22 protein-coding genes and 1 pseudogene are annotated in these 25,745 nt (G+C 72.3%); 13 read left to right on the forward strand and 10 right to left on the reverse strand.

Features of this window, described 5'->3' with window-relative positions; translation table 11 throughout:
* Window positions 1-21: 21 nt before the first annotated feature.
* The 3 genes and pseudogenes from ACWDAK_RS15210 to ACWDAK_RS15220 form a co-directional block, all read right to left on the reverse strand.
* On the reverse strand, window positions 22-1,089 hold the full coding sequence (locus ACWDAK_RS15210) for a 2-hydroxyacid dehydrogenase (RefSeq protein ID WP_427393608.1): 1,068 nt from the start codon (window positions 1,087-1,089) through the stop codon (window positions 22-24).
* Window positions 1,090-1,104: 15 nt separating this feature from the next.
* A complete protein-coding gene (gene ppsA / locus ACWDAK_RS15215) occupies window positions 1,105-3,465 on the reverse strand; it encodes a phosphoenolpyruvate synthase (RefSeq protein ID WP_427393609.1) in 2,361 nt (786 codons plus the stop codon).
* A 687-nt stretch (window positions 3,466-4,152) separates the two neighbouring features.
* Window positions 4,153-4,857 (reverse strand): annotated as a pseudogene (locus ACWDAK_RS15220) (IS982 family transposase); the annotation flags it as partial.
* A gap of 70 nt (window positions 4,858-4,927) precedes the next feature.
* Here ACWDAK_RS15220 and ACWDAK_RS15225 point away from each other — a divergent pair.
* A complete protein-coding gene (locus tag ACWDAK_RS15225; RefSeq protein ID WP_427393610.1) occupies window positions 4,928-5,317 on the forward strand; it encodes a hypothetical protein in 390 nt (129 codons plus the stop codon).
* Between the two features lie 203 nt (window positions 5,318-5,520).
* Here the strand turns inward: ACWDAK_RS15225 and ACWDAK_RS15230 are convergent, their stop codons facing one another.
* From ACWDAK_RS15230 to ACWDAK_RS15245, 4 genes are all read right to left on the reverse strand, one after another.
* Entirely contained in the window at window positions 5,521-5,646 is a 126-nt protein-coding gene (locus ACWDAK_RS15230) for a hypothetical protein (RefSeq protein WP_427393611.1), read from the reverse strand.
* A gap of 488 nt (window positions 5,647-6,134) precedes the next feature.
* Window positions 6,135-6,917, reverse strand: a complete 783-nt coding sequence (locus ACWDAK_RS15235) for a maleylpyruvate isomerase family mycothiol-dependent enzyme (RefSeq protein WP_344636615.1) — start codon at window positions 6,915-6,917, stop codon at window positions 6,135-6,137.
* Between the two features lie 341 nt (window positions 6,918-7,258).
* Window positions 7,259-8,473, reverse strand: coding sequence for an MFS transporter (locus ACWDAK_RS15240; protein WP_344636616.1), 1,215 nt, complete (start codon window positions 8,471-8,473; stop codon window positions 7,259-7,261).
* Window positions 8,474-8,586: 113 nt separating this feature from the next.
* Window positions 8,587-10,140: a Na+/H+ antiporter gene (locus ACWDAK_RS15245; RefSeq protein WP_427393612.1), complete on the reverse strand. Its 1,554-nt coding sequence runs from the start codon at window positions 10,138-10,140 to the stop codon at window positions 8,587-8,589.
* Window positions 10,141-10,480: 340 nt separating this feature from the next.
* Between ACWDAK_RS15245 and ACWDAK_RS15250 the strand changes: the two genes are divergently transcribed.
* From ACWDAK_RS15250 to ACWDAK_RS15290, 9 genes are read left to right on the forward strand one after another with little or no spacing between them, the layout of a single operon-like run.
* A complete protein-coding gene (locus ACWDAK_RS15250; protein WP_427393613.1) occupies window positions 10,481-10,918 on the forward strand; it encodes a V-type ATP synthase subunit E family protein in 438 nt (145 codons plus the stop codon).
* Window positions 10,915-11,838 carry a hypothetical protein gene (locus ACWDAK_RS15255; protein WP_344636619.1) on the forward strand — a complete coding sequence of 308 codons (924 nt, stop codon included), beginning with the start codon at window positions 10,915-10,917 and terminating at the stop codon, window positions 11,836-11,838. The genes ACWDAK_RS15250 and ACWDAK_RS15255 overlap by 4 nt, the downstream gene beginning before the upstream one ends.
* Window positions 11,825-13,225 carry a V-type ATPase 116kDa subunit family protein gene (locus ACWDAK_RS15260; protein WP_344636620.1) on the forward strand — a complete coding sequence of 467 codons (1,401 nt, stop codon included), beginning with the start codon at window positions 11,825-11,827 and terminating at the stop codon, window positions 13,223-13,225. The genes ACWDAK_RS15255 and ACWDAK_RS15260 overlap by 14 nt, the downstream gene beginning before the upstream one ends.
* Window positions 13,222-13,641, forward strand: a complete 420-nt coding sequence (locus ACWDAK_RS15265) for an ATP synthase subunit C (RefSeq protein WP_344636621.1) — start codon at window positions 13,222-13,224, stop codon at window positions 13,639-13,641. The genes ACWDAK_RS15260 and ACWDAK_RS15265 overlap by 4 nt, the downstream gene beginning before the upstream one ends.
* A 2-nt stretch (window positions 13,642-13,643) precedes the next feature.
* Window positions 13,644-13,865, forward strand: a complete 222-nt coding sequence (locus ACWDAK_RS15270; protein ID WP_344636622.1) for a hypothetical protein — start codon at window positions 13,644-13,646, stop codon at window positions 13,863-13,865.
* A complete protein-coding gene (locus ACWDAK_RS15275; RefSeq protein WP_427393614.1) occupies window positions 13,862-14,374 on the forward strand; it encodes a hypothetical protein in 513 nt (170 codons plus the stop codon). Before ACWDAK_RS15270 ends, ACWDAK_RS15275 begins: the two co-directional genes overlap by 4 nt.
* Window positions 14,362-16,077 (forward strand): V-type ATP synthase subunit A, encoded by a 1,716-nt coding sequence (locus ACWDAK_RS15280; RefSeq protein ID WP_344636624.1) that lies wholly within the window; start codon window positions 14,362-14,364, stop codon window positions 16,075-16,077. Before ACWDAK_RS15275 ends, ACWDAK_RS15280 begins: the two co-directional genes overlap by 13 nt.
* Window positions 16,074-17,450: a V-type ATP synthase subunit B gene (locus ACWDAK_RS15285; RefSeq protein ID WP_344636625.1), complete on the forward strand. Its 1,377-nt coding sequence runs from the start codon at window positions 16,074-16,076 to the stop codon at window positions 17,448-17,450. The genes ACWDAK_RS15280 and ACWDAK_RS15285 overlap by 4 nt, the downstream gene beginning before the upstream one ends.
* On the forward strand, window positions 17,447-18,073 hold the full coding sequence (locus ACWDAK_RS15290) for a V-type ATP synthase subunit D (RefSeq protein ID WP_427393615.1): 627 nt from the start codon (window positions 17,447-17,449) through the stop codon (window positions 18,071-18,073). Before ACWDAK_RS15285 ends, ACWDAK_RS15290 begins: the two co-directional genes overlap by 4 nt.
* A gap of 53 nt (window positions 18,074-18,126) precedes the next feature.
* On the opposite strand, the gene ACWDAK_RS15295 is transcribed toward ACWDAK_RS15290, so the two are convergent.
* Complete coding sequence (locus tag ACWDAK_RS15295; RefSeq protein ID WP_427393616.1) at window positions 18,127-19,482, reverse strand: nicotinate phosphoribosyltransferase; 1,356 nt, start codon at window positions 19,480-19,482, stop codon at window positions 18,127-18,129.
* A 380-nt stretch (window positions 19,483-19,862) separates the two neighbouring features.
* On the opposite strand from ACWDAK_RS15295, the gene ACWDAK_RS15300 reads away from it, so the two are divergent.
* The 3 genes from ACWDAK_RS15300 (at window position 19,863) to ACWDAK_RS15310 (ending at window position 22,574) form a co-directional block, all read left to right on the forward strand.
* Window positions 19,863-20,495: a CBS domain-containing protein gene (locus ACWDAK_RS15300; protein ID WP_427393617.1), complete on the forward strand. Its 633-nt coding sequence runs from the start codon at window positions 19,863-19,865 to the stop codon at window positions 20,493-20,495.
* Window positions 20,496-20,786: 291 nt separating this feature from the next.
* Complete coding sequence (locus ACWDAK_RS15305; protein WP_427393618.1) at window positions 20,787-21,719, forward strand: TIGR03619 family F420-dependent LLM class oxidoreductase; 933 nt, start codon at window positions 20,787-20,789, stop codon at window positions 21,717-21,719.
* An 84-nt stretch (window positions 21,720-21,803) separates the two neighbouring features.
* The gene (locus ACWDAK_RS15310; RefSeq protein WP_427393619.1) at window positions 21,804-22,574 is read left to right on the forward strand and encodes an SDR family NAD(P)-dependent oxidoreductase; all 771 of its coding nucleotides are present in this window, start codon (window positions 21,804-21,806) and stop codon (window positions 22,572-22,574) included.
* A gap of 250 nt (window positions 22,575-22,824) precedes the next feature.
* Here the strand turns inward: ACWDAK_RS15310 and ACWDAK_RS15315 are convergent, their stop codons facing one another.
* Window positions 22,825-23,070 carry a DUF1918 domain-containing protein gene (locus tag ACWDAK_RS15315; protein ID WP_344636629.1) on the reverse strand — a complete coding sequence of 82 codons (246 nt, stop codon included), beginning with the start codon at window positions 23,068-23,070 and terminating at the stop codon, window positions 22,825-22,827.
* 249 nt (window positions 23,071-23,319) lie between these two features.
* Window positions 23,320-25,698: a glycoside hydrolase family 65 protein gene (locus ACWDAK_RS15320; RefSeq protein WP_427393653.1), complete on the reverse strand. Its 2,379-nt coding sequence runs from the start codon at window positions 25,696-25,698 to the stop codon at window positions 23,320-23,322.
* Window positions 25,699-25,745 lie beyond the last annotated feature (47 nt).

Consider the following 25,745-nt stretch of genomic DNA (forward strand, 5'->3'; position numbering starts at 1 on the left):
CCGTGCTCTGGTCCTGTGCCCTCACCGCTTACGCCGCGGTGAGGTGATCGATGGCGTCGGTCGAGTTGTCGCCGGGCTGCTCACCTCAGGCGCGACAAGGGTGTTGTCGCCGGTGAGGCCCGCCAGGTAGTCCCGCACGTTCGTGACGGTCACGGAGATGATCTGGTCCAGTGCGTCCCGGGTGAAGTACGCCTGGTGCGAGGTGACCACGACGTTGCGGAAGGTCATCAGGCGGGCGAGCGTGTCATCGGTCATCACCTCCAGCGACTTGTCGAGATGGAAGAGCCCGGCCTCCTCCTCGTAAACATCGAGGCCGACACCGTCGAGCCTGCCCGCACGCAGAGCCGCCACCAGTGCGTCGGTGTCGATCAGGCCGCCGCGGCTGGAGTTGATGAGGACGGCGTCGTCCTTCATGAGGTCGAGTGCGGCCGCGTCCACGATGTGACGGGTTTCCGGCAGGAGCGGCAGGTGCAGACTGATCAGATCGGCTTCGGCGAAGATCCTGTACCGGTCGGCGTAGGTCATCCCGAGTGCCAGGCACTCGGGGTTCTCGGTCACGTCGCAGCCCAGCAGCCGCATCCCGAAACCGTGGGCGATCCGCGTGAAGGCGGTACCGATCTTGCCGGTGCCCAGCACGCCGACCGTGCGGCCGTGGAAGTCGCGACCCAGTAGTCCGTCGAGGCGGAAGTCGAATTCGCGGGCCCGGACGCTGGCGCGGACGATCCGGCGGTTCACGGCGAGCGCGAGCGCCCACGCGAACTCGGCGACGGCGTACGGCGAGTAGTACGACACCCGGGTCACCGTCAGGCCCAACCGGCCGGCCGCGCGCAGGTCGACGTTGTTGTAACCGGTCGAACGCTGGGCGATCATCCGGGTTCCGTTGTCGGCGAGTTGTCGCAGGACCTCGGCGTCGAGCGTGTCGTTCACACTGCTGAGGATGATCTCGGAGCCGGCCGCGGTGGGCGCGGTGTCGCGATCGAGGTCCAGGTCCAGGCACCGTAGCTGACGATTGCCGGGGAACGCCGCGTCGAAGGCCGCCTCCAGCAGTGGCCGCTCGTCGGCCAGGACGCCGTACGCGATGATCTCCACGGATTCCTCTGTCGGTCAGGACCGCTCGGCGGCGGCGACGTGCTGCTTGACGGTGGCGAAGCTGTCCGGGGTGACCGAGACCGAGTCGATGCCGGCCTGGACCAGGAAGCGGGTGAACTCCGGGTCGTTGCTGGGGCGTTGCCCGCACAGGCCGACCGGTCGGCCGGCCGCGTGGGCGGTGGCGATCAGGCTCTCGACCGAGCGGGTGACGGCGTGGTCGGTCTCGTCGAAGAGGTGGGCGAGCAGGTCGGAGTCGCGGTCCACGCCGAGGGTGAGCTGGGTGAGGTCGTTGCTTCCGATGGAGAAGCCGTCGAAGCGCATCGAGAACTGCTCGGCGAGCAGGATGTTGGACGGGATTTCGGCCATCACGTAGACCAGCAGACCGTTCCGGCCGCGCGCCAGTTCGTTGGCGGCCATCTCGGAGAGCACACGGTCGCCCTCCTGCGGTGTGCGGCAGAAGGGGATCATCACGACGACGTTGGTGAGTCCGAGTTCGTCGCGGACCTTGCGCAGGGCGCTGCATTCGAGCGCGAAGCCCTCGCGGTAGCGATCGTCGTAGTAGCGGCTGGCGCCGCGCCAGCCGATCATCGGATTGGCCTCGACCGGTTCGAAGGGTGTACCGCCGACGAGCCGGGCGTACTCGTTGGTCTTGAAGTCGCTGGTCCGGACGATCACCGGGTCCGGCCAGCGGGAGGCGGCGATCAGGGCGACTCCCTGGGCGAGGCGGTCGACGAAGTAGTCGGTCCGGTCGCAGTAGCCCTCGGTAAGGGCGTCGACCTGGCGGCGGTCCTCGGGGGAGAGCCGTTCGGGGTGCACCAGTGCCATGGGGTGGACCCGGACCTGGTGGGCCACGATGAACTCCATCCGCGCCAGGCCCACGCCGTCTGCCGGGAGCCGCCACCAGCGGAAGGCGGCGGCCGGGTCGGCGAGGTTGAGCATCACCCTGGTCCGAGTCTGAGGCAGCAGGCCGAGGTCGGTCTCCGACTCCTCGAAGTCGACCTGGCCGGCGTATACATGGCCCTCGGCGCCCTCCGCGCAGGAGACCGTCACCTGTTGCCAGTCGGCGAGCACGGTGGTGGCGCGGCCGGTGCCCACCACGGCGGGTACGCCGAGTTCGCGACTGACGATCGCCGCGTGCGAGGTACGGCCCCCGTGGTCGGTGACGATCGCCGCGGCACGCTTCATCAGCGGCTCCCAGTCCGGGTCGGTGATCGCCGTGACCAGCACCGCTCCGGCCTGGAAGCGCTCCAGGTCGACCGGGTCGGCTAGCGCGCACACCGGGCCCACTCCCACCGCCTCGCCCACCGCGATCCCGTCGACCAGCCGCTCACCGGTGCCGGTCAGCCGGTAGCGTCGCAGCACCGCGCCGCGCCGCCGGGACTGCACCGTCTCGGGGCGGGCCTGGACGACGAACAGCTCACCGCGCGGGCCGTCCTTGGCCCACTCGAGGTCCATCGGGCACCCGTAGTGCTCCTCGACGGCCACGGCCCACTGCGCGAGCGTCCGGACCTCCGTGCCGTTCAGCACCAGGCGCGACCGCTCCTCGGGCGTGGTGTCCACCGTGCGGGTGAGGCCCTGCTCGGCGTACACCGCCTTGCGGCGCTTGGGGCCGACCGAGGCCTGCAGCACCGGGTTCAGCGCCGGGTCCTTGAGCAGCGGCTTGAAGACCACGTACTCGTCGGGATCGACCTGTCCGCTGACCACCGTTTCGCCCAGCCCCCAGGCCGCGCTGATCAGCACCACCTCGGGGAAGCCGGTCTCGGTGTCCAGGGTGAACACCACCCCGGCCCCTCCGAGATCCGAACGGACCATCAGCTGCACCCCGACCGACAACGCGACCGAGAGCTGGCCGAAACCCATCCGCTCTCGGTAGTCGATCGCCCGGTCGGTGAACAACGAGGCGTAACAGCGCCGACAGGCATCCAACAGCGCCTCGCGGCCCCGGACGTTGAGGAAGGTCTCCTGCTGTCCGGCGAAGCTCGCCTGCGGCAGGTCCTCGGCCGTGGCGCTGGAACGCACGGCGACATCGGGGTCGGTCCGCCAGACGTTCCCGCCGAGCCGCTCGTACGCCTCGCCCAGGTCGCGCTCCAGCGCGGACGGCAGGGGAGTGGACAGGACGGCGGCGCGGATCGCGGAGCCGACCTCGGCAAGCGGCTCGCCCTCGCGCAGCCGGTCGAGTTGCGCGGCGATCCGCTTACGCAGACCCGGGGTGTCGAGGAACTCGCGATAGGCCTCGGCGGTGGTGGCGAAGCCGTCGGGTACCCGCACGCCTGCCGGGCCGAGGCGAGTGATCAGCTCGCCGAGCGAGGCGTTTTTGCCTCCGACCAGGCTGACGTCATCGCGGCCCAGGTCGGTGAACCAGATCACACGGCGCATTGCTACTCCCAAGCAGTCAGTACGGCGGTAGGCAGCCGGAGACATCCACAGAGCGGCGACCGCAGCTGCAGACTTGGAGGGGGCTTGGCGGCCCTCACTCTCAAACCCGGTCAAGGCCCGCATCGACTGGCCAGGCGGCTCACGAGACGGTGGGGTGGTGAGGGGACACCCGCTTCTCGCGTCCTTACCCTTCGAGGCCTCCCCGTCGCTTCCAGGAGAACCCTGGCCACCTGCACCCGGAAGGGCCGGTCGGCCCCATCCCCGGGCTCGGCCGGTCCATTCCCCCAGGGCGGCGCTGTGCTGGAAGCCGAGAACCGCAGTCCGGGAGGGTGGCCCTCGACAAGAACTGGCCGGCGTGAGCGCGCGTAGGGAACAAGGCCTGGTAGCCCTGCAGTCTCAACTGCGGGGGCCGTACCCAGGCCATTGACGACACAGGCCGAGGCCCGGTCGGGGGTTGTCGAGGTCGCGTGAGGTCCTGGCAGGGCCGACCGGCCCCTTCCCCGGCCGCTCTGCGCGGCGGGGCCGCGCGGTCCCGCCCAGCGGTCCGAACGGCCTTCCCCGGCAGTGGCCCGGGCCACCGAGGCTGGAAGCAGACCGGTGAAGTGCCGGCTCCGAACCGAAGGGAGCTCCCGATGAACGGCTCCACAGCCCCGACCGGCACCGGAAGCCGCCGCCCCGTGGGCGTCTCCCGCTCCGAGGCCAGCCGCTACGGGCAGGCCGCAGCAACTGGACTCCATGCTCGGACAGTTGGCGTTCGAAACTACGGCCGAAGTAGTTCTTGTCGCCGATGAGAGTCTGTCGGGGGCGTTCTCGCAGAAGCTCGCATTCGGCTGCCAGGAGGCCAAGGAGGGTCTCGCGTTCGTCGGCCTTGGCCCCGGTCAGGGCGAAGGCGATGGGCAGGCCCTGAAGGGTGCAGACCAGGTGCAGGCGCAGGCCCCAGAAGAAGCGGCTGTGGCTGGCGCAGTAGCCGTATTCGGCCCAACCTGCCAGGTCGGAGCAGCGTTTGACGGTCTCGCGGGAGCGGCCGCATTCCATCGGGGTGGAGTCCACGACCCATACGTCGTCGCTCCACACCGAGGTGGTGGCGGCCAGGATCCGGTTGACGCTTCGCATCAGAGCGGCGGCCTTGCGAAGCCGCTTGTTGTAGCCGGGCTGCTGGGGCAGGTAGGGGAAGAGGTGGCGCAGGTGGGCACGGGCATGGCGGAGCCATTTGGCCTCGGAGGTGTAGCCGAGTATGGCCTGCATCGTGGCGAGGGTGACCAGTTCGGCATCGCTCAAGCGGGGCGTGATGCCGACCGGCGGGCGCCACGGCGCCAGGTCGGGATGCTCCTTCAGCATGTCGTCGGTCGTCGCGTAGAGTGCTGTCGCGAGGGTGTCCACGTCGTTCGTCACAAAACGATCTTGGACACCCTCGTTCTCGTCTCCGCAGGCACCCCGTGGGCCACACCACCTGGAGGAACCGGTGTCGTACCCGCAACTGCTCACCCCCGAGGAGAAGCTCGCCGACGCGAAGAAGCTGTTGAGCCTCCCGCGTATCGTCGTGATCTGCGGCTCCACCCGCTTCATGACCGAGATGGCCGAGGCTGATCTGCGGGAGACCAAAGCCGGAAAGATCGTCGTCAAGCCTGGCTGTGACATGAAGTCGCCGCACGAATTTTGGTCTGATCCTGTCGAGGCCGAGGCGTTGAAGGTTCGACTCGACGATCTGCACCGGGCGAAGATCCGGCTCGCTGATGAGGTGCTCGTGGTCGGCGACTACATCGGAGACAGCACCCGAGCCGAAATCGCCTACGCCCGGTCGCTGGGCAAGCCCGTGCGGTTCACGCACCCCGACGTCGACCCTGACGCCTGACCGCCCGCTGCCACCTCGACAACCAGGGCCGGCAGCCCGCCGCCTGACCGTCTCGCGGTGGCTTCGGCCGCTCACCCCACACCCTCCGCAGGCATCCCTTGGAATTGATCATCTAGCGATCACTGCCCTGCGCAGGACGCCGGGACCTGCGGTCACGCAGAACTGAGCCTGCTCCGCTTTAACGGACACCTTTGGTGTGTTGGTCAGGCGGCGAGCATGGCCTCGTAGGCGGCCGGGCTGCGGTAGACCCGGTCCCAGGCCGGGAAGTCCGCGGGCGTCGCCCGCCAGGTGATCCCGCCCGCGACCAGGTACTGCACCGCGTCCAGCATGTGCCGATGGCAGTACCCCTCCGGCCGCCCGCCACGGCCCTCCACCAGCCCGGCACCGGCAGCAGGACACGGACCTGGTCACACTCCGCGTCGGTCATGTCCGAGGGACACCCGACCGCCTGTACGGGCGGTCCCCGGCGTTCCCGAACCGGTGCGCGAGACAATCACACCCACGCGCAGCCGAGTTGGACCCCACCAGGGCAAGGGCATAGAACTGCGGCAACAGGGCCTCCCGGCGCGCTCAACGGTCTTCGACAACCACGAGCTGCACCAGAGGCCCTGTCTTCATGCGCGTTCCAGCCCGACACCACCCGACCGGGGACCACCGCTCGAACCAATGCCCACCAAGATCGATAGAGCAACAGTCACTAACAACCTGACTGTGGACTCCCTCGTCTCAAGCGCGCAGCCAACCCTCGGAATCGATCATATGTTCGGCGCGAGTCCGTTCGCGATTCAGCGACAGGTTTGTACGCGGTGGCCTGTCGTCACGCCCAGTCCTCCGGTTCCCAGGCGAAGAGCAGGTCGAGCAGCTCCCGGTCCCCGTCGAGTTGCAGGGAGTCCGCCGAAATGCGGTCGTACCGCCAGAGGACCAGATCACTGGCCGTGCCGCGAATGGAGAGGCCTGCCGCTTCCGGGGCCTCGCCGATGGCGGGCAGCCGGGTGGTCCGTGCACCGTCGCCGTCGACCGTGAGGCGCCAGGAGCGGTCCTCGGTGGCGTGAAAGTCGAAGGCGGTGGGCTTGTGCGGCCAGGCACTCCTCGTGAAGCTGGCGATGAACAGGCTCTCCTCGACACCGTCGAGCGCCACCTCGACAGGCAGTGAGGCCGAGTCGCCCACGGTGAGCTGGGCATCGTAGGTGTGCACCGCGATCTCCTGGACTTGGTGCCGGGCGACGCCACCGGCAGTGTGCGGCGTCTGCGTGACACCCCAGCCGGTGAAGCAGCCCTGGTCCGGACCGGCCTCCCGCAGGGCCGCCAGCAACAGCTCGGTCGAGGCGGCCAGCCAGGCCAGCACGCCCTCGCGCTCCTGCGGCGCGACCGCGTCACCCTGGGCCGGGGTCCTGGACGTGGCGTCCGGCCCGGCAGCGACGGTGGCGGCCCAGCGACGGCGGCCCTCGCCGATGTGCTGCACCAGGTCGAACAGCGTCCACTCGGGGCAGGTCGGCACGGGCAGGTCGAGGCTGGGCGCGACGGCGATCGCGGCGCGGAAGGCGGTTGCACGTTCGTCGATCAGCCGCAGCAGATCGGGAAACTCCAGAGTCTTGTGCACGGCGGTAGTTCTACCACCCTGGTCCATTCGCCCGACAGCGGTTTTCCCAGCCGGAACTCCGGCCCAGGCGAGCCCACGCTCGGGCTTTCGCTACGCCACGGCCGAGCCCCGCGTTCCGGGCGACAGAACCACGCCCCCGATCGCTCCGGCCGCCTCGGCCTCGGCCAAGATCGCGGTGGGCAGCCGCTCCGGTCCCGTCCAACTCCCAGCTCCGGAAGCGGCCATACACAGTCTGCTGCCGATGCCCATCCCCCCTGCTGCCGACAACCGCAACAGGAGTCCGCGTTCTTGCTGTTCAGCGCCTCAACGCGCAGCCCAGGACCCCTTGGAATCAATCATCTCTAGAGGCGGCTCCAGGTGAGGGCCGGAAGAGCCGCGGCGAGCAGCACCGCCACCGTGCCGGAGACGAGCAGTGGGATGCGGCCGTCGCCGTTCCAGGCGAGACCGGCCCACAGACCCGCGATGAGAACGGCGGCCGAGGCGGCGCCCTGGTACAGGCCCTGCGCGGTGCCCTGTTGCCGATCGGGGACGAGACTGGAGATCCAGGCTTTGCCGACGCCGTCGGTGCAGGCGTTGAAACCGCCGTACAGCGGCAGGACGAGGAAGACCAGCCACGGGACGTGGATGAGGCCGAGACCGAGGTAGCCAACGGCGAAGAAAGCAAGTCCGGCCGCAAACACCAGCGGACGGGGACAGCGGTCCGAGAGCGCACCCGCCGGGTAGGACAGAGCGGCATAGGCGAGGTTGTAGACGGCGTAGGCGAGCACCACCCCGGCCGTGGACAGCCCCAGTTGGTGGGCGCGTAGCAGCAGGAGCGCGTCGGGGAAGTTGACCAGGCCGAAGACGGTCAGTGCGGCGAGGACCCGCCAGTACGCGCGCGGCAGCTCACGCCAAGCCGTACGGGGCGTTCGGGAGTCTGCGGCCCGCTCGGACGGGGTGCCGCGCCGGTCGTGGACGGCGGCGGTCAGGGCGACCGAGGCCGCGGCCGGGACAAGAGCCACCCAGAACAGCGGGCGCAGGCGGTGGTCGAGCGCCTCGTACAGGCCTAGCCCCACCAGCGGTCCGACGACCGCGCCGGCGGTGTCGGCGGCACGGTGCAGGCCGAAGACCCGGCCACGCCGACCGGCGGGGATGCCGTCGACCAGGAGGGCATCGCGAGGCGCACTCCGGAGTCCCTTGCCGAGCCGGTCGGTGACGCGGGCTACCAGCACGAGCGGCCAGACGGTCGCGACGGCGATGAGGAACTTGCCGAGCGCGGCCAGCCCGTAGCCGTAGGCGATGAGCGGTCGGCGCGCGAAGCGGTCGGCGAGCCGCCCGGCGGCGACCTTGGTGAGAGAGGCGGCCCCTTCGGCGAGACCCTCGATCGCGCCGACGGCAGCAGGCGGAGCGCCGAGCACGGTGGTGAGGAAGATCGGCAGAACCGGGTAGAGCAGTTCGCTGGCGGAGTCCTGGAGGAAGGAGACACCGCAGAGCACCTTGACGTTGCGGGTCAGCCAGCCGTTCTCGGTGGGTGGCGCCGTGTTGGTGGCGGCCGTCGTCGGTTCGGGCTCGGTCATTGGTGCAGGGTATCCGGGAGACAGCCGACCGCCGTGGTCGCGTCGGCGAAAGGCGGGTGCGGTCGGTGCTGCGGTGACCGGAACAGAACGGGATGGCCGGGGGCGTGGCTCCGTCACCGGGTGCCGAGTGCGGCTTCCTCGCGGTCGAGTTCGTGCTGAAGGCGTCGGCGAGTGGTGTCGCTGATGCGGTGTCCGTCGTACAGGCGGTGCAGCTCGGCGTTCTGGACGGCTATCACCTCGTGCCGAAGTTCCCGGTAGGCGGCGTCCACGGTGGTGCCGTCCGGGCCGTCGATGCTGTGGTCGAGGCGTGCCGTCAGGCCCCGGTGGACGCGGTCGATGACGGGCTCGGGCATGGCCTCCAGCGCGGCGAGGTGCTCGACGTGGTCGAGCGCGGCGCGGTTGAGGGCGTCGCGGGCGTCGTCCTCCTCGCGGACCGTGTGCTCGGGCTCCAGGGCGATGCCGGAGCGGTTGACCACAGAGGCCAGGCTGAGGCCCTGAACGACCAGGGTGAACACGACGACGGCGGTGGTGAGCACGAGGACGAGCGGGCGCCCGGCGAGCCGGCTGCCGCCGTCGGCGGTGAGGGGGATGGACAGGGCGGCGGCCAGCGGCATGACCCCCCTGGTGCCGGCCCAGGTGACCACCCCGGCCACCCGCCAGGAGAGGCGTCCACGGCTGGGCTTGACCGCGCGGGTCAGTGGCAGGGTCCACGCCACTCGGACGGCGATCAGTACCGCCGCCAGGGCGAGGGCCTGGAGCGGCCACCAGCCGGTCTCCCTGGGCAGGTCGTGGACCAGGGCCGGCAGTTCCAGCCCCACGATGCTGAAGACCACGCTCTCCAGTACGAACACCACGACCGCGTAGACGGCGTGCAACTGCAGGCGGATGCGGGCGTCGCTCAGACGGTGGCCGGAGCGGCCGAGCAGGACACCCGCGACGACGACCGAGGTGATGCCGGAGGTGTGTGCGGACTCCGCCAGTACGTACGCCGCGTACGGCGTGACCAGGGCGATGACGGTTTCCAGCACCGGGGGGGGGTCGGTGGTGCGGCGGCGGATCAGCCACACCAGGCCGGCGACGGCGGCGCCGACCACGCTTCCGCCGCCGCCGAGGAGCAGGAACTCCCCGCCAGCGGCGGGCAGGCTCACCGCACCGCCCGTGGCCACCGCGATGCCGACGGCGACCTTGAAGAGAACGAGGGAGGTGGCGTCGTTGAAGAGGCTCTCCGCCTGCACCAGGACCTGGACACGGCCGGGTAGCGCCAGACGGCGGCCGAGCGCGGTGACGGCGACAGGGTCGGTGCTGGCCAGCACCGCACCGAGCACGAAGGCCATCGCGGGCGGTAGCCCGGTCACGGCGACGGCCGTGAAGCCCACTGCCGCGGCCGAGGCGAAGACCAGGCCGAAAGCGAGGATCGTGACCGGCCGCCACACCATTCGCAGATCGCGCAACGACAACTCCTCCGCCGAGGCGTACAGCAGCGGCGGGAGCACGACCAGCGCGATCGTCTGCGGAGGGATGTGCAGTCTGGGCACGCCGGGTACCAGCGCCACTCCGAGCCCGGCGAGGACCAGCAGAGAGGGGGCGGGGACTCGCCAGCGCCTGGCGAAGGTGGCCACGGCGGTGGCCAGGGCCACCAGGAACAGAACGATCCCCACGGAGTGCATCTGCGAAGAACCCCATCACGTCACGCGGGGTCACCGCCGCCCGTTCGCTGCAGTCGTCCCCCGAGCCGACCAGGCTTCCCGGCACACCACGGGTAATTTTATCGGGAATTTAGCGCGGCGCGACAGACTTGACCGCGCCCCACGCGGTGAGCGTCGACACCCGCCGTCCGGTCGCGCCCCCGGGCTTCGGGTCCGACGAGGTCACCACTGTCGCCCGGCTTCACCGGCCGCCGTCACGGGCCGCCGGAGAAGCTCCGGCGGACGGCCCTGTCCAGGGCGACAGGGACGGCCGCACGTGGACACTGAAGTGGGGGGAACCACCCACAGGGGAGTTCCACTGGTGCGATTCCGCGACTTCTTGGCACGGTTCCGCCCCACCGGTACACCCGGGGCGGCCGCGACCGGCGTCCCGGCCGACCGGGCCGCTGAGCTGGCCGCTGAACTGGGACCGTCCCTCGCACAGCTGACGCAGGCCCAGGAGGAGGCGGCCGCGATCCGGGCCGAGGCCGCCGGGCAGGCCGAGCGGCTACGCCGGGACGGCGCCGAGCAGGCGGCGGAGCTGATCGCGCAGGCCCGGGCGCGGGCACCGAAGGTGCGGGAGGAGGCGGCCGCGGCGGTTCGGCGAACGGCTGAGGCGGAGGTGGTGCAGGTGTCGAGCGCGGCCGAACGTTCGGCCGAGCAGACGCGCCGACGGGCCCGGGAACGGATGCCCGCCCTGGTCGAGCGGATCGCGGCGGAGGCGTTCCGGACGCCGGAGGAGACGGAGAGGCCCCGGTGAGCGCCGGGTGGGTCGGCGGAGCGACCCGGGCGAGAGGTTTGCTGTCCCGCTGCCTCGGGGCCCAGGCGGTAGGACACCTGGCCGCCTCCGCGTCACTCGGTGGGGCCCTGCGGCAGCTGGCGACCACCCCGTACCGACGGTTCCTGACGGCCGACGCCACGGTGACCGAGGCGCAGCGGGCGGTCTCCGCGACGCTGCTGTGGCACCTGCGGGTGCTCGCCGGCTGGCTGCCGCGCTCCGGGGCGAACGCGGTGCGCGTGCTGGCGGCGGGGTTCGAGATCGCCAACACCGAGGACCGTCTGCGAGCCCTCGTGGGGGTGCCGACGCCGCAGCCGTACCGGCTCGGCGCACTGGCCACGGCGTGGAACCGGTTGGCGCGTGCCGGTAGCCCGGGCGAGGTCCGGGCCGTGCTGGCCGCCTCGGCCTGGGGCGACCCGGGTGGCGAGGACCTGGCGACCACGGGCACGGCGATGCGGATCGCGGCCGCCGTCCGGGCCGCCGAGGCGGCGCCTCCCGCGCAGCGGTGGGCGGCAGGCCGCGCCGCCCTGCTGGCGGCCCGTGGGCGGTTCGTCACCGACCGGCCGCTGACGGGTCCGGCCGCCCGGCACGCGGCCCGGCTGCTCGGCCGCAGGGCCGTCGAGGCGGCCTCCTTCGAGGAGTTCCGGCGACAGCTGGTGCCGACGGCACGCTGGACGGTGGACGGCATCGAGAGCCCGGACGAACTGTGGCAGGCCGAGGCCCGCTGGTGGACGGCACTCGACCGGGACGGCCGTGGGCTGTTGCGCGGGGCCCGGTACGGCCTCGAACCGGTGGTGGGCGCCGTCGCCGTACTGTCCGCGGACGCATGGCGGGTACGCGCCGCCCTGGAGCTGGCCGAGCATGGTGGAGGCTCCCCGGAGGTACTAGATGCGCTGGTCTGAGACCGTGGCTCCGGTACGCATGCAGCGGGTGGCGATCGTCGCCCCGCAGGCGGCGCTGCGCGAGGTGCTGGTACGGATCGCCGATGCCGGATGCGTGGAGATCGACCGGATCGAGGAGGCCGCCCCGGGGCCGGCCGGGCGGCGGCTCCAGCGGATGGCGGCCACCCGGTCCGGGCCGGCTGTCGTGGCCGGGGCGCCGCCGGATCTCGACGAGTTGGAGCGGGAAGGGCGTCTGGACCTGCTGGCGGGAGAGGCCCAGGTCGAGGAGCGCTCTGCGAGTGCGGTCCGGGGCGGCGAGGCGGTAGCGCTCGGCGGCTGGTGCCCGGCGGCCGAAGTGCCGCGGGTGGCCGGGCGACTGGCTGCCGCCGGGGGAAGCCTGGTGCCGCTGCGGAGGCCGCGCGGCACCGATCCGCCGACGTTGCTGCGCGGCCGGGGCCCGGTGCACCGGGCGTTCGCCCCGCTGGTGACGACCTACGGCACGGTGCCGTACGCGGACCTGGACCCCACCTGGCCGACCGGGATCGCGTACGTGCTGATGTTCGGCCTGATGTTCGGCGACGCCGGGCACGGGGCGCTGCTGCTCCTGGCCGCTCTGCTGCTGCGGCTGGGCCGCCCGCGTCGGCTGGCGTCGCTCTGCGGCCTCTGGCCCTTCGTGGCCGGGGCCGGACTGGCGAGCACACTGGCCGGGGTGGCCTACGGGGAGTTCTTCGGGCCGACGGGTGTGCTGCCGGTGCTCTGGCTGAACCCGCTGGAGCAGCCCGAGCGGCTGCTCGTCGCAGCGGTGGGCCTCGGCGGAGTGCTCCTCTCACTCGCCTACGCGGCCGGGACGGTGAACCGGTGGCGCGAGGGCGGTCCGGCCAGAGCCCTGTACGCGACCTCCGGAGCCGCCGGGTTCGCGCTCTTCCTCGGTCTCGGTGTCACCGGCGCCGGACTGTACCTGCACCAGCCACCGTGCACGACCGCCGCGCTGGTGCTCGCCCTGGGCGGGCTGGTGCTCGCGGGCGCGGGTCTCTACGGCGACAGCGCGGGCGGCGCGGGCGGTGTGCTGCAGACCGGGGTCGAACTGCTCGACACGGTGGTGCGGATCTTCGCGAACACCGTCTCGTTCGCCCGGATCGCGGCCTTCGGTCTCACCCACGCGGCGCTCGGCCAGGTGGTCTGGCGCGGCACGTCCGCCCTGGCCGGGCGGGGGGCGGGCGGGTTGGCCGGGGCGGTGCTGGTGTTCGCCGTGGGAAACGCGCTCACCTTCGCGCTGGAGGCGCTGGTGGCCGGGGTCCAGGCACTGCGACTGGAGTTCTACGAGCTGTTCTCCCGGGTCTTCGAGGGTCTGGGCCGTCCCTTCCGCCCCTGGCACCCGCCCGTTCGACACACGGAGGTCAACCGGTGATCACCTGGCTGATCGCGCTCCCGGCCCTGGTCGCCGCGCTCGGCGGCGTGCACCTGCTGACCCGGCGGCGCGGGCGGGCGGCGGTGCGCTGGCTGATCGGAGTGAACGCCGTGCTCCTGGCCGGCGCACTGGTGCTGCTGGTGGCTGCGCTCGACGGCCCAGCGCGGGCCGCCGCCACCCCCGGGGCCGCCGCGAGCACCGGGCTGGGTCCGGCCGCGCTGATCGGCGCCAGCATCGCGGTCGCGGGAGCATCGATCGGTGCGGCCCTCGCCGTGGCGTACACCGGAGCCGCGGCCATCGCCGCGCTCAGCGAACGACCCGAGCTGTTCGGCCGGGCGATGGTCATCGTCGGCCTCGCCGAGGGCATCGCGGTCTACGGGCTGGTGGTGGCGATCCTGCTGATCGGGAAGGCCTGACGGTGGGCGCGGTCGTCGCCCTCGGGGAACGGACCAGGGTGGCCGGGTGGTCCCTGGCCGGAGTGACCGTGCTCGTCGCCGATCAGCCGGAGGCGGTGCGGCGGGCCTGGGCTGACCTGCCCGAAGGAGTCGAGCTGGTGATCCTCACCCCGGCGGCGGGCCGAGCCCTCGGCTCCGCGCTGTCGGAGAGCGGTCGGCCGCTCTGCGTGGTGATGCCGTCGTGAGCGCCGCACCGGGCACGGATGCCCTGGAGCCGGTCCGGGCCGAGCTGCTGCGGGTAGCCCGTGCGGACGCCGAGGCACTACTCGCCGCGGCGCGCCGGGACGCCGCCGAGGCCGTGGCAGTCGCCCGGGCGAAGGCCGAGACGATCGTCGAATCCGCCCGGAGCGAGGGCACGGCGGAGGGGGAGAAGGCCAAGTCCGAAGAGCTCGCCCGGGCTCGCCGCCAGGCCGGAGCCGCCGAACTCGCCGTCCGGGGTGAGGCATACGCACAGCTGCGTCGCCGCGTCACCGAGCGCCTGCGCGAACGCTACGAGACGGACCCGGCGATCGGTGAGGGACTGCGGGCGCGGGCCCGCCGACTGCTCGGACCGGACGCGCAGCTGACCGAGCACCCGGAGGGCGGAGTGGTGGCCTCGGTTCCCGGCCGGCGCGTCGATCTTGGCCTGCCGGCGCTGGCCGCGCGGGCACTGGACCGGGTGAGCGTGGAGGCGGAGACGCTGTGGGCGCCGTGAGCCGGATCCTGCGGGTGGCCGGGCCCCTGGTCGAAATCGCGTACGCCGGTGACACCGCGATGCACGACGTGGTGCTGCTCGGCCCGGACCGGCTGCCGGGAGAGGTGGTGGCGATCGGCGGCGAGGTGGCGACCGTGCAGGCGTACGAGTACACGGGCGGTCTGGCTCCGGGACACCCCGCCGTCCCGCAGGGCGGCCCGCTGCGAGCGACGATGGGACCCTGGCTGCTGGGCGGGGTCTTCGACGGTCTGCTGCGCCCGCTCGCCGGTGGTGGCGACTGGCTCGTTCCGGGCGGGGGCGTCCGCGGCGACGACCGTACCTGGCGGTTCGTCCCGGGGGTGACGGTGGGCGAACACGTGGGGGAGGGCGGTGTGCTGGGTGAGATCGGCACCGGGCCGGTGCCGTTCCGTCTCATGGCACCACCGGGGCACGCCGGGACGGTGGAGCGGATCGCCCCCGAAGACCAGTACTCCGCAACGGCGGTGCTGGGCGTGGTGGGCGCTACCGAGGTCCGGATGGCGGTCGAGTGGCCGGTCCGCCGCCCGCGTCCCGCCAGGGAACGGACCGAGGCCCGGGTACCCCTGAACACCGGTCAGCGCGCCATCGACCTGCTCTTCCCGGTCGCCCGCGGCAGCACCGTAGCGGTCCCGGGCGGCTTCGGCACCGGCAAGACCATGCTGCTGCAGCAGATCGCCAAGTGGTGCGACGCGGACGTCATCGTCTACGTCGGCTGCGGTGAGCGCGGCAACGAAATGGCGGACGTCATCGCGGAGTTCGCGGAGCTCGACGACCCGCGCACCGGCGGGAGGCTCGCCGACCGGACCGTGGTGATCGCCAACACCTCCAACATGCCGATGATGGCCCGCGAGGCGAGCGTGCACACCGGTGCGACCGTGGCCGAGTACTTCCGCGACATGGGCCTCGATGTGGTGGTGATCGCCGACTCGACCTCGCGCTGGGCCGAGGCGCTGCGCGAATTCGCCTCCCGGATGGGCGAGTTGCCCGCCGAGGAGGGCTATCCGGCCGGTCTCGCCTCGGAACTGGCGGCCTTCTACGAACGTGCCGGCGCCGTCCGCACCCTGGGCGGCGCGTCAGGGTCCGTGACGGTCCTGGGTGCGGTCTCGCCGCCGGGCGGGGACCTGGCGGAACCGGTCACCGCGCACACCGAGCGTTTCGTCCGCTGCCTGTGGACGCTCGACCGGGAACTCGCCTACGCCAGGCACTACCCCGCCGTTTCCTGGCCCGGCTCGTTCTCCCGGGACGTCGCGTCACTCGCGGCCTCGCACGCGGGCTCCGGCGACCCGGCCTGGCCGCAGCGCCGCGAGCAGATCACGGCCCTGCTCGCCGAAGCGGACCGGCTGGCCGACCTGGTGGACCTGGTCGGCATCACCGCACTGCCCGCGCAGGAGCGGATCAGCGTGCTCGGCGGCCGGCTGGTCAGGGAAGGAGTGCTCCAGCAGAACGCCCTGTCGCCGAAGGACGCGTACTGCCCGCCGGAGAAGACCGCCGCACTGGCCGAGGCCGTACTCGCGGTCATCGCCGAGTGCCGCGAACTGATCGACTCCGGCACCCCCGTGGACACGGTGGAGGAAGTGGACTTCACCCCGCTGCTGCGCGCCCGCGAGGAGGTGGACCCGCAGGGCGCCGCCGCCGTGGCGGTCCGCCGGGACGCCGTGCTCGCCGCGCTCCGGGGGCTGCCGTGACGGCGTGGGGCGAGGTCGAGTACACCGATGTCCGCGAGCTGCGCGGGCCGCTCCTGGTGGTGGGCCGGGTGACCGGAGTCGGCTGGGACGAGTTCGTCCGGATCACCCTCGACTCCGGCGAGCAGCGCCACGGCCTCGTCCTGGAAGTGGACCGCGACCTCGCCGTGGTGCAGGTCCTGGAGGACACCACGGGCATGGACCCGGCCGCCACCAGGGTCGCCTTCGCGGGCACCCCGCTGCGCATCCCGGTCGGCACCGGCTGGCTCGGCCGGGTCTGCAACGGCCGGGGCGAACCCGTCGACGGCGGCCCGCCCGTCTTCGGATCCACCGACGCGGCGGTCGGCGGCGCCCCGATCAACCCGGTGCGCCGCAGGCCACCCGCCGAACCGGTGCTGACCGGGGTCGCGGCGATCGACGTGCTCACCACCCTGGTGCGGGGCCAGAAACTGCCGGTCTTCTCCGCGGCCGGCCTGCCGCACCTCGAACTGGCCGTCCAGATCGCGGCCCAGTCGAACTGCGGCGGCGAGACGTTCAGCGTGGTGTTCGCCGGGATGGGCCTCACCCATGCCGACGCGTCCTTCGTCCGCGACGCGCTCGCCGAACGCGCCGGAGCCGGCGAGCTGGTGCTGCTGCTCAACACCGCCGACGACCCGGTGATCGAACGGCTGCTCACCCCTCGCCTCGCGCTCACCGTCGCCGAACACCTGGCCTTCGACCAGGGCCGCCACGTCCTGGTGGTGATGACCGACATGACCGCGTACGCGGAGGCCCTGCGGGAGGTGTCCGCCGCACGCGGCGAGATCCCCGCCCGGCGGGCCTACCCCGGCTACCTCTACAGCGACCTCGCCTCGCTGTACGAACGCTGCGGACGGATCGTGGACCGCCCGGGGTCGGTCACCGTCCTGCCGGTGCTCACCATGCCCGCGGGCGACATCACCCACCCGGTACCCGACCTGACCGGGTACATCACCGAGGGGCAGATCGTCCTGTCCCAACCGGCCCACGCCCGCGGGGTCTACCCGCCGGTGGACGCGCTGTCCTCGCTCTCCCGCCTGATGCGCAAGGGCGCCGGGCCGGGCCGCACCAGGGACGACCACCTCGACGTCGCCGCCCAGCTGCTCGCCGCGCTCGCCCGGGCCCGTCAGGTGCGCGAACTGGCAGACCTGATCGGTGAGTCCGCGCTCAGCCCCACCGACCGCCGGTACCTGGCGTTGGACGAGGCCTACCTGCACCGCTTCCTGGCCCAGCGGGCCGACGAGAACCTGCTCCTGGACGCGGCCCTCGCCCGGGCCTGGAACGTTCTGCTCACCCTGCCGAGAGCCCAACTCCCGATGATCCCGGCAGAGTTGCTCGACCTTCACGGTGCGACATGACCGCGCCGCGCCGCACCCCGCCGGGCCGGGCAGGACGACTGCGCCTGCACCACGGCCTTCAGGTCGCGCTGCGCGGCGCGGACCTGTTGGAGCGCAAACTGCGGATCCTGAGCGACCGGCACCGACAGCTGCGGGAGGCCGAGGAGGAGGCGGAGCGGATCTGGTGCCGCAGGGTGGGCGAGGCCGAGACCTGGCTGCTGCGAGGGCTGCTGCTGGGCGGCGAACGGGCGCTGGAAGCAGTGGCCGTGGCCGACCGGGCGGACGTCACCGTCGAATGGGTCACCGCGATGGGCGTGCGCCACCCGTCCGCCGCTCTCTGCACTGATGCCGTCCGGTCCGCTGACGAGCCCGCCCCGGGCAACACCGCCCTGGCGCACGCCGAGACCGCCTACCGCGCGGCGGTACGGGCCGCGGCCGAGTACGCGGTCGCCCGTACCGCCGCGCACCTGGTCGGAGCGGAGAAGGACTGGACCCGGCAGCGGGTCCGCGCGCTGCGCCGCCACTGGATCCCACGCCTGACCGCAGAGTTGGCCGCCGCGGACCTGGCCCTGGAGCAGGCCGAGCAGGAGGACTCGGTGCGGCGGCGCTGGGCGGCAGGAACCAGAGAAGGCAGGGCCGAGTGAGGGGGAGAAGGCTGCCCGCCGCCCGGGCCGGGCTCCTCGTCCGCCGTGCTCGGTCAGTGTTGCAGGGTGGGCACGTCCCGTCCGGAGCGCAGCCCTGCTTCGAGCTGCCGCCGTACCTCGGCGCTGAACCGGCGCAGCCGGTCGGAGACGGCGGCCTCGGGCGGGGTGGGGCCGGCGATCAGGCGCGCGGCGGGCGGGAGCCGGGCGAGGTCGGCCTCGAAGGCGGAGCGGGCCTCGGCGAGCGGACGCGGCGGCCGGGTGCGCTGCCCGTGGGCCATCACCGTCTCCAGCAGTGGCCGGGCGCCGGGCGGCGCCGGCTCGTCCCGCAGCGCGATGGTGTCCGTGAAACCGGGGCCGCGGAAGACCTGCTTCGCGCCCGGAGTGGTGGCCTTGGCCGCGGACAGCTTCATCATCGGCCGACCGTCGTACTCGACCAGTTTGTACGCCGCGTCCAGGTACGGCGCGTCCGCCGACACGCCCACCAGCGTGCCGACGGCGAACAGGTCGATCGGTGCCCGCTCGCGGACCAGCCGTTCGACGGCGAACTCGTCCAGGCCGCCGCTCGCCGTGATCCGCACCCCGGGTAGCCCGGCCGCGTCCAGGATCCGCCGCGCCGCCATCGCGAGTGCTCCGAGATCCCCGCTGTCCAGCCGCACCCCGCAGCCCTGGTGCAGCCCGAGCTCGCGCAGCACCCGGGCCGCCACCGCCACCCCGGCCCCGGTGTCGTAGGTGTCCACCAGGAAGGTCACCGGCCCCGGGTGGGCGCGCGCGTACGCCCGGAACGCCTCCGCCTCGTCGCCGAACACCTCGATGTACGAGTGCGCCATCGTGCCCACGGCGGGCAGCCCGTAGCGGTGGGCGGCGGCGACATTGCTGGTCCCCGCGAAGCCCACCAGCGCGCCCAGCCGGGCGGCCTGGTCACCGGCGTCGGCGCCGTGGGTACGCCGCAGCGAGAAGTCCACCACCGGCCGCCCGGCCGCCGCGATCACGCAGCGCGCCGCCTTGGACGCGACCGCCGTCTGGTGGCACACCTGGTTGAGCAGGTACGACTCGACCAGCTGCGCCTCGGCGATCGGCGCCGTCACCTCCAGCAGCGGCTCCCCGGCGAGCACGATCCGCCCCTCCGGCACGGCCCGTACCTCGCCGGTGAAGCCGAGCCCCCGCAGTGGCGCGAGCTCCGGCGCGGGGCGGCCGAGCGCGGCGGCGAACGCCGCGACGTCCTCCTCGTCGACCCGCACCTCGGCCAGGTGGTCCAGGACCGGTTCCAGTCCGGCCGCGACCAGGAAACCGCGGTCCGGAGGCAGTTTCCGGACGAAGAGGCTGAACGTCGCCGGGGCGGTCATCCCCTCCAGCAGGTACGAGTGCGCCATCGTCACCTCGTACAGGTCGGTGATGCGGGCGTTCGACATGGCGCTGACTCCGGTTGTGGCGGGACGGCTCTCCGGACGTGGCCTAACGGCCGGCGGGTCCGAAGCCGGTACACCGTCGGAGGGTCCGGCGGACCGGTCGGGCGACCACCTCCAGGGGGCTCCTACCCGGCCACCTTCCCACTCCGACGTCCTTGTGCCATCCGCCTCAGGGCCTGTGCCCGGTGGGTCCACCGGCCCTCTCGCAACCGCCATTCCGATCGCACCGGCCGACGGGACGCGGGTGTCGCCCCGGCCATGGGCCGTTGGGCCCCCGGACCGAGGCCCTGGAGCCCCTCGTGACGTGTCCCGGGCCCGGGGCATCGTGGAACCAGCACATGTGGCGAACGTGCCGGGGCAGGCGGTGGGAGAGGTGACGGTTGATGCAGCACCGCAGCGTTGTGGACGTGATGACCCGCGAGGTCGTCCGGGTGGCGCCCGAGACGGGCTTCCGGGGGGTCCTGGCCCTGCTCACCGAGTTCGGCATCACCGCCGTGCCGGTGGTCGACGGCGACGACCGCCCGATCGGCATCGTCTCGGAGGCGGACCTGATGCGGGTACAGGCCGCCCAGGACGACCCGTCCGGTCTGCTCGCCGAGCCCGCAGCCGGGGGTCGGGAAGCCGCCACCGCACGGGAGTTGATGACCAGCCCGGCCATCTGCACCTCGCCCAGCACGAGCGTGGTGGCCGCCGCCAGGCTGATGAACCGGCACCAGGTCAAGCGACTGCCGGTGGTCGACGAAAACGGCCGCCTGGTGGGCATGGTCAGCCGGAGCGATCTGCTGCGGGTCTTCCTCCGTGACGACCACGCCATCCGCAACGAGATCGTGGAGGACGTCCTCGCCCAGGTGGCGGGCGTCAGCCCGGCGCAGGTCGGTGTCGAGGTCGACCAGGGCAGGGTGACGCTCAGCGGCACCATCGCGGAACCCCACCTGGTGCCGATCGTGCTGCGTCTGTGCCGCTCGGTGGACGGCGTGGTGTCGGTCACCGACCGTCTGGAGTGCTCCACCGGCTGAGAACGGGCGGCACACCGAGCCCTCGCGAGACCCGTACGGTCAGCGGCCGACTGCACGGACGCGTCCGGAGGACCTTACCGGTTGTTGAGCCAGGTGCTTGGCGACGTCCCACCGTCCTTGGGGGCCCTCGGCGCCTTCGCATGCCCCTCCCGCTCGACGAACGCCGCCAGGCCCTGCGTGAACCGGCACGGAGGAGAGTAGCTCTCCGGGGGAGGATGTCGGGCGGCATCGGATCCTGCGGACGGCGGTACAGCGGCTGCGGCCTGGAGCACCAGAAGCCAGGATCGGTCCATGGCGATTCGTTTGGGATTCGGGCTGCCGCAGATGAAGTGGTACGACCTCGCGCACGCTCCGGCAGAGGCGGCGAGGGCAGCGGAGCGGATCGGTTACGACAGCCTGTGGGTTTTCGAGCGGGTGCTGTTCCCCGAACGTCCGCGGCAGGGCCTGTACGACGTGCCAGGGCTGGCCTGGCCGGACTCCTACCGGTCGGTTGCCCATCCGCTGGTGGTCCTCTCACTCGCCGCCGCGGCGACCGAGCGGGCCCGGCTCGGTAGCAGTGTGCTGATCGCGCCCTTCCACGGCCCGTTCCAGCTCGCCCGCGCGCTTGCGACGCTGGATGCGGCGAGCGGCGGCCGGGTGGTCGCGGGGCTGGGGACGGGCTGGTCGCTGGACGAGTACGCGGCCGCCGGGCTCGCCCCCTTCGAGGAGCGCGGAGCCGTGCTGGACGAGTTGTTGGACGTCTGTGCGGCGGTGTGGGGCCCGGACCCGGTGTCGTACCAGGGCAGGCATGTCGTGATCAACGACGCCGAGGTCGGGCCGAAGCCCGGGCACCCCATCCCCGTCTACCTGGCGGCGTCCGGCGGCAAGGCCTTGGACCGGGTGGCCCGCCGTGCAGATGGCTGGTTGCCGACAGGCATCACACCCGAGCAACTGGCGTCCCGGTGGCGTGAGATCAGAGAGCGGGCCGCGTCGTACGGCCGCGATGCGAGCGCGCTTCAGATCTGTGCGAGGGCGAACATCCGGATCACCGAAGCCCCGGTCCGCGATGCCGAGCGACAGCCCTTCGTCGGCACGGTCGAGCAGATCGTCCAGGACACGGCCGGCTATGCGGCCGCAGGGGCGGACGAGGTGCTTCTCGACCTCCAGGCGAACGCGCGGGATGCCGGCGAACTCGCCGATCTGGCAGCCCGGGTTCATGCGGACGTCCGCAGCGCGGGGATCTGAGGTCGCTCCCCCGCACCGATCTGGGGTTCGCGGCCTTCCACGCTTCCTGGATCCCTCCGCAGGTCCAGAGCAGAGGAGCACGGCATGGACACTCCCGTTGTTCTCATCACCGGCGCGCTGACCGGAATCGGCCGTGCCACCGCGCTCGCCTACGCCCGCGAGGGTGCGGACGTGGTGGTTTCCGGCCGACATCAGGACGTCGGCGACGCGCTCGTCGAGGAGCTGGAGAGGAGCGGTGGGCGTGCGCTCTTCGTCAACGCGGACGTACGCTACGACGCCGACGTCGAGAACCTGGTCGATCGTGCCGTGGAGCGCTTCGGACGTCTGAACGTCGCCTTCAACAACGCCGGTACCGAGGGCAGGATCATGCCGGTGACCGAGGTGAGTGCCGAGGCCTATCAGGCAACCTTCGACACCAACGTCAAGGGCACGTTGCTCAGTCTGAAGCACGAGTTCCGGGTCATGCAGGCGCAGGCCGACGGTGGGAGCATCATCAACGTCAGCTCCACGTACGGACTGATGGGCTACCCCGACCTCGCCCTGTACGTGGGCAGCAAGCACGCCGTCATCGGCATCACCAAGGCCGCCGCCTTGGAGGGTGCCAGGTACGGCATCCGTGTCAACGCGGTCGCCCCGGGTTATACGCAGACCGGCATGTACGAGCGTGCCACCGGCACCGACGCGGTCCGCGCCGCAGTCAACGCCGTGCTCCCGCTGGGCCGGCCCGGGACCCCCGAGGAGATCGCGGCGGCCGTCCAGTACCTCGGCTCCGGTAAGGCCAGCTACATCACCGGCCAGACCCTCACCATCGACGGCGGTCTGATGTCCGGCTGGCCCCTCTTCCCCGATGCCTGAGCTTGCCGTTTTACCGTTCGTAGCGGTTCATCGTGGCTTGGTGCCCTTCTTGCGGCGGGCGGATCGGGTGTATGCCTCGTCGGTGGCGAGGACTGTGCCCACGTCGTGTCGGGGTGCCAGTCGCTGGTTCCTGGAGCCGGAACACCTCGGGCACTCAGGAGGTGGGCGACCGCGAAGCCGATGAGCCCCGCGAGGGCCGGTGCGGCCAGGTCGCGCCCTTCGCGGCCGTGACACCGGTGCCTCGAAGTGGTCAGTCCGCGAAGAGGTGTGGGCCTCCGGGTTCCACGGTCTCCTTCTCGGGGCCCGGTTGCGGGTAGTGGTGGACCCTGGCGTCCGGGCCGGGGAAGAACTCCGACACCCGTCCGGTGTCCGACCAGCGAACGTCGTAGGGCGGGCTGCCGTCGGCGTGGTGCAGCGCCACGACCTCGCCGTCGCGGCGCGTGACGCCGGGCCGGGTGCCCTCCACGATGATCCGGTCTCCCACTGCGGCTTTCATCTCATGCTCCTTGACTCACCAGGGCTCCGCCATGTGCCCGGGGCGGGCCGCTACCTCCATGGCATCGCACGGCCGTACCGCCGGCCAGGGGCCGACCGCCCCTCCGGGTGGGGCCGCCGGTCCCGGGACGGACCGGCAGGTCGGGCCTGGCGGCGCGGGGAGGAACAGGTGGAGCCGCTGTGGTCCGGCCGGACGCACGGCCGGGGCGGCGGGTGAGCCGCCCGGGCCGGCGCGGCAGACCGGGCCCGCTCAGAGGGTGAAGCGGTGGCTCTCGCCGGGCCGGATGGCGACCGGGGAGCCCCGGAAGCGGACCTGGACCGGTTCCTGGCGGCTCTCGCGCAGGCTGACCGTGATCTGCCGGTGGTCGAGCGCGAGCTCCACGCCCCAGTGGCCCCGGTAGCGCAGGTCGAGCTCCAAGTGGCCCAGCGCGGAAGGCAGGTGGGGGTCGAGCCACAGGGCGTCCTCGCGAATCTCCAGGCCCGTGTAGCAGCGCTGGAGCAGGTCGACGGCTCCCGCCATGGCGCCCAGGTGGACGCCCTCGCAGGTGGTGCCGCCCTGGACGTCCCGGAGGTCGGCGGTCAGCGCGTCGCGGAAGTGGCGCCAGGAGGCCCGGCGGTCGGAGCGGGTCAGCACCCAGGCGTGCACCACCGAGCTGAGGGTCGAGCCGTGCACGGTACGGCGCAGGTAGTAGCCGGTGGTGCGGCGCAGCAGCTCGTGCCCGGCCGGGTAGCCGAGTCGGCGCAGCAGGTCGCGGACCTCGCGGGCGGAGAACAGGTACCAGAGCATCAGGACGTCGGCCTGTTTGGACGCCTTGTAGCGGTTGACGCTGTCCCCCTCGGCCTCCAGGATCCGGTCCAGCCTCCTCAGATCGGGGTGCCGCTGCCGGTACGCCGCCCAGTCGAACTCCGCCAGCCGCTCGTAGCCGTCGAACTGGCTGAGCACGCCGTCGTGGAAGGGGATGTGCAGTCGGCGGCTGACCTCCTGCCAGCGGTCCAGCTCCTGCGGGCCGAGGGCGAGCCGTTCCAGGAGCTCCTCGCGCCGGTAGCCGGGCAGCGCTTCGACGGTGTCGAGTGCCCGGGCCAGCACCCACGAGGCCAGGACGTTGGTGTACGCGTTGTCGTCCACCCCCGGCCGCTCGGCCCAGGGGTAGGCGTCGTGGTACTCGTCGGGGCCGAGGACGCCGCGGATCGAGTACCGTCCGCGCCCGGGGTCGTAGGTGGCGGATGAGGACCAGAAGCGGGCGATCTCCAGGAGCATCTCGGCGCCGGCGGTGGCGAGGAAGTCGAGGTCGCCGGTGGCCTGGTAGTACTGCCAGACGTTGTAGGCGACGGCGGATCCGACGTGCCGCTGCAGGTGGCTGTGGTCGGGCAGCCAGTGGCCGGAGAGCGGGTTCAGGTGCAGCCGCTGGGACTCCTCGCGGCCGTCGCTCGCGCTCTGCCAGGGGTACATCGCACCGCGCAGGCCCACCTGGCGGGCGGCCTGGCGGGCGGCGTCCAGGCGGCGGTGGCGGTAGCGCAGGACCGCCCGGGTGAGTTCGGGGAAGCGCAGGTTGAGGAGCCTCAGGACGAAGAGCTCGTCCCAGAAGACGTGGCCGCGGTAGGCCTCGCCGTGCAGGCCGCGGGCGGGAACGCCGACGTCGAGGTCCACGGAGTGCTCGGAGTACGTCTGGAGCAGGTGGAACAGGTTCAGGTGGAGCGAGCCGATGCCGTCGAAGTCGGCCTCGATCCGGCAGCGGCGCCACAACTCGGCCCAGCGCAGGGCGTGTTCGGCCAGCAGTCGGTCGAAGCCCGGGGCCTGCGCGGCGAGCAGCCGGGCGGCCCGCAGCGGAGCGCCGATCGCCGGGTCGCGGGAGGTGTACACCGCGACGGTCTTCTCCACGGTGACCGGTCGGCCCATGAGGGCGTCCAGGGTGAGGAGTTGGGCGGCCCAGCCGTCCTCGACCTCCCCGATGCGGTCGACCGGGAGCGGCGTGTTCGCGTGGTGTACCCGGGTGCGCGCGGCGAGGGCGATGTGCAGCGGTGATCCGGCGGCGGTGACCTCCAACCGGAGCAGGCCGTCGTCGCCCGAACCTTGGCTGACCGGGACCAGATGGCGGTCGGCCAGGCCGAGGTAGCGGGCGACGCCGGTGTTGGTCACCGTCCCGTCGAGCGCGGAGCGGACCTCCAGCCGGCCGGACCAGTTCTCCGGCACCAGTGTGGTCTCCAGCGCGACCAGGTGCGGCTGGGCCTGACTGGCGACCCTGCGCTGGACCATCCGGGTGCGCAGGCCCTGCGGGTCCGCCACCAGCGCGTGCCGGGTGAGCACACCGCGGCGCAGGTCCAGCTCCAGACGCTGCCGTACGGGTGGGCCGGCGAACCACTCGCCGCCCTCGGGGCGGAAGGTGAGCGGCAGCCAGTTCGGGCAGTTGACCAGATCTTCGTTGTCGACGAGGTGCCCGTCGACGGCGGACGTGGCGCGGTCGTAGCACCCGGCGAGGTAGGTGCCGGGGTAATGGACGCCGTCGGCCCGGGACTCGGGGGCGGCGCCCCGGGTGACCAGGTAGCCGTTCCCCACGGCGCACAGGACCTCGCGAAGGCCCTCCTGGACGGGATCGAATCCCTCGTACCGCAGCGTCCAGGGGTCGGGCATCGCCGGCTCCGCGGCCGAGAGCGGCGCCCTCCGTGCCCCGGGCGCGG

This window comes from Kitasatospora sp. NPDC001175, from assembly GCF_053598215.1.

Excerpts from the sequence above, each read along its gene's own strand:
- ACWDAK_RS15300 (WP_427393617.1), top strand. The coding sequence starts at position 19,863 with ATGCAGCACCGCAGCGTTGTGGACGTGATGACCCGCGAGGTCGTCCGG.
- ACWDAK_RS15305 (WP_427393618.1), top strand. The coding sequence starts at position 20,787 with ATGGCGATTCGTTTGGGATTCGGGCTGCCGCAGATGAAGTGGTACGAC.
- ACWDAK_RS15230 (WP_427393611.1), bottom strand. The coding sequence starts at position 5,646 with ATGCTGGACGCGGTGCAGTACCTGGTCGCGGGCGGGATCACCTGGCGG.
- ACWDAK_RS15245 (WP_427393612.1), bottom strand. The coding sequence starts at position 10,140 with ATGCACTCCGTGGGGATCGTTCTGTTCCTGGTGGCCCTGGCCACCGCC.
- ACWDAK_RS15260 (WP_344636620.1), top strand. The coding sequence starts at position 11,825 with ATGCGCTGGTCTGAGACCGTGGCTCCGGTACGCATGCAGCGGGTGGCG.
- ACWDAK_RS15310 (WP_427393619.1), top strand. The coding sequence starts at position 21,804 with ATGGACACTCCCGTTGTTCTCATCACCGGCGCGCTGACCGGAATCGGC.
- ppsA (WP_427393609.1), bottom strand. The coding sequence starts at position 3,465 with ATGCGCCGTGTGATCTGGTTCACCGACCTGGGCCGCGATGACGTCAGC.
- ACWDAK_RS15320 (WP_427393653.1), bottom strand. The coding sequence starts at position 25,698 with ATGCCCGACCCCTGGACGCTGCGGTACGAGGGATTCGATCCCGTCCAG.
- ACWDAK_RS15295 (WP_427393616.1), bottom strand. The coding sequence starts at position 19,482 with ATGTCGAACGCCCGCATCACCGACCTGTACGAGGTGACGATGGCGCAC.
- ACWDAK_RS15315 (WP_344636629.1), bottom strand. The coding sequence starts at position 23,070 with ATGAAAGCCGCAGTGGGAGACCGGATCATCGTGGAGGGCACCCGGCCC.
- ACWDAK_RS15290 (WP_427393615.1), top strand. The coding sequence starts at position 17,447 with ATGACCGCGCCGCGCCGCACCCCGCCGGGCCGGGCAGGACGACTGCGC.
- ACWDAK_RS15240 (WP_344636616.1), bottom strand. The coding sequence starts at position 8,473 with ATGACCGAGCCCGAACCGACGACGGCCGCCACCAACACGGCGCCACCC.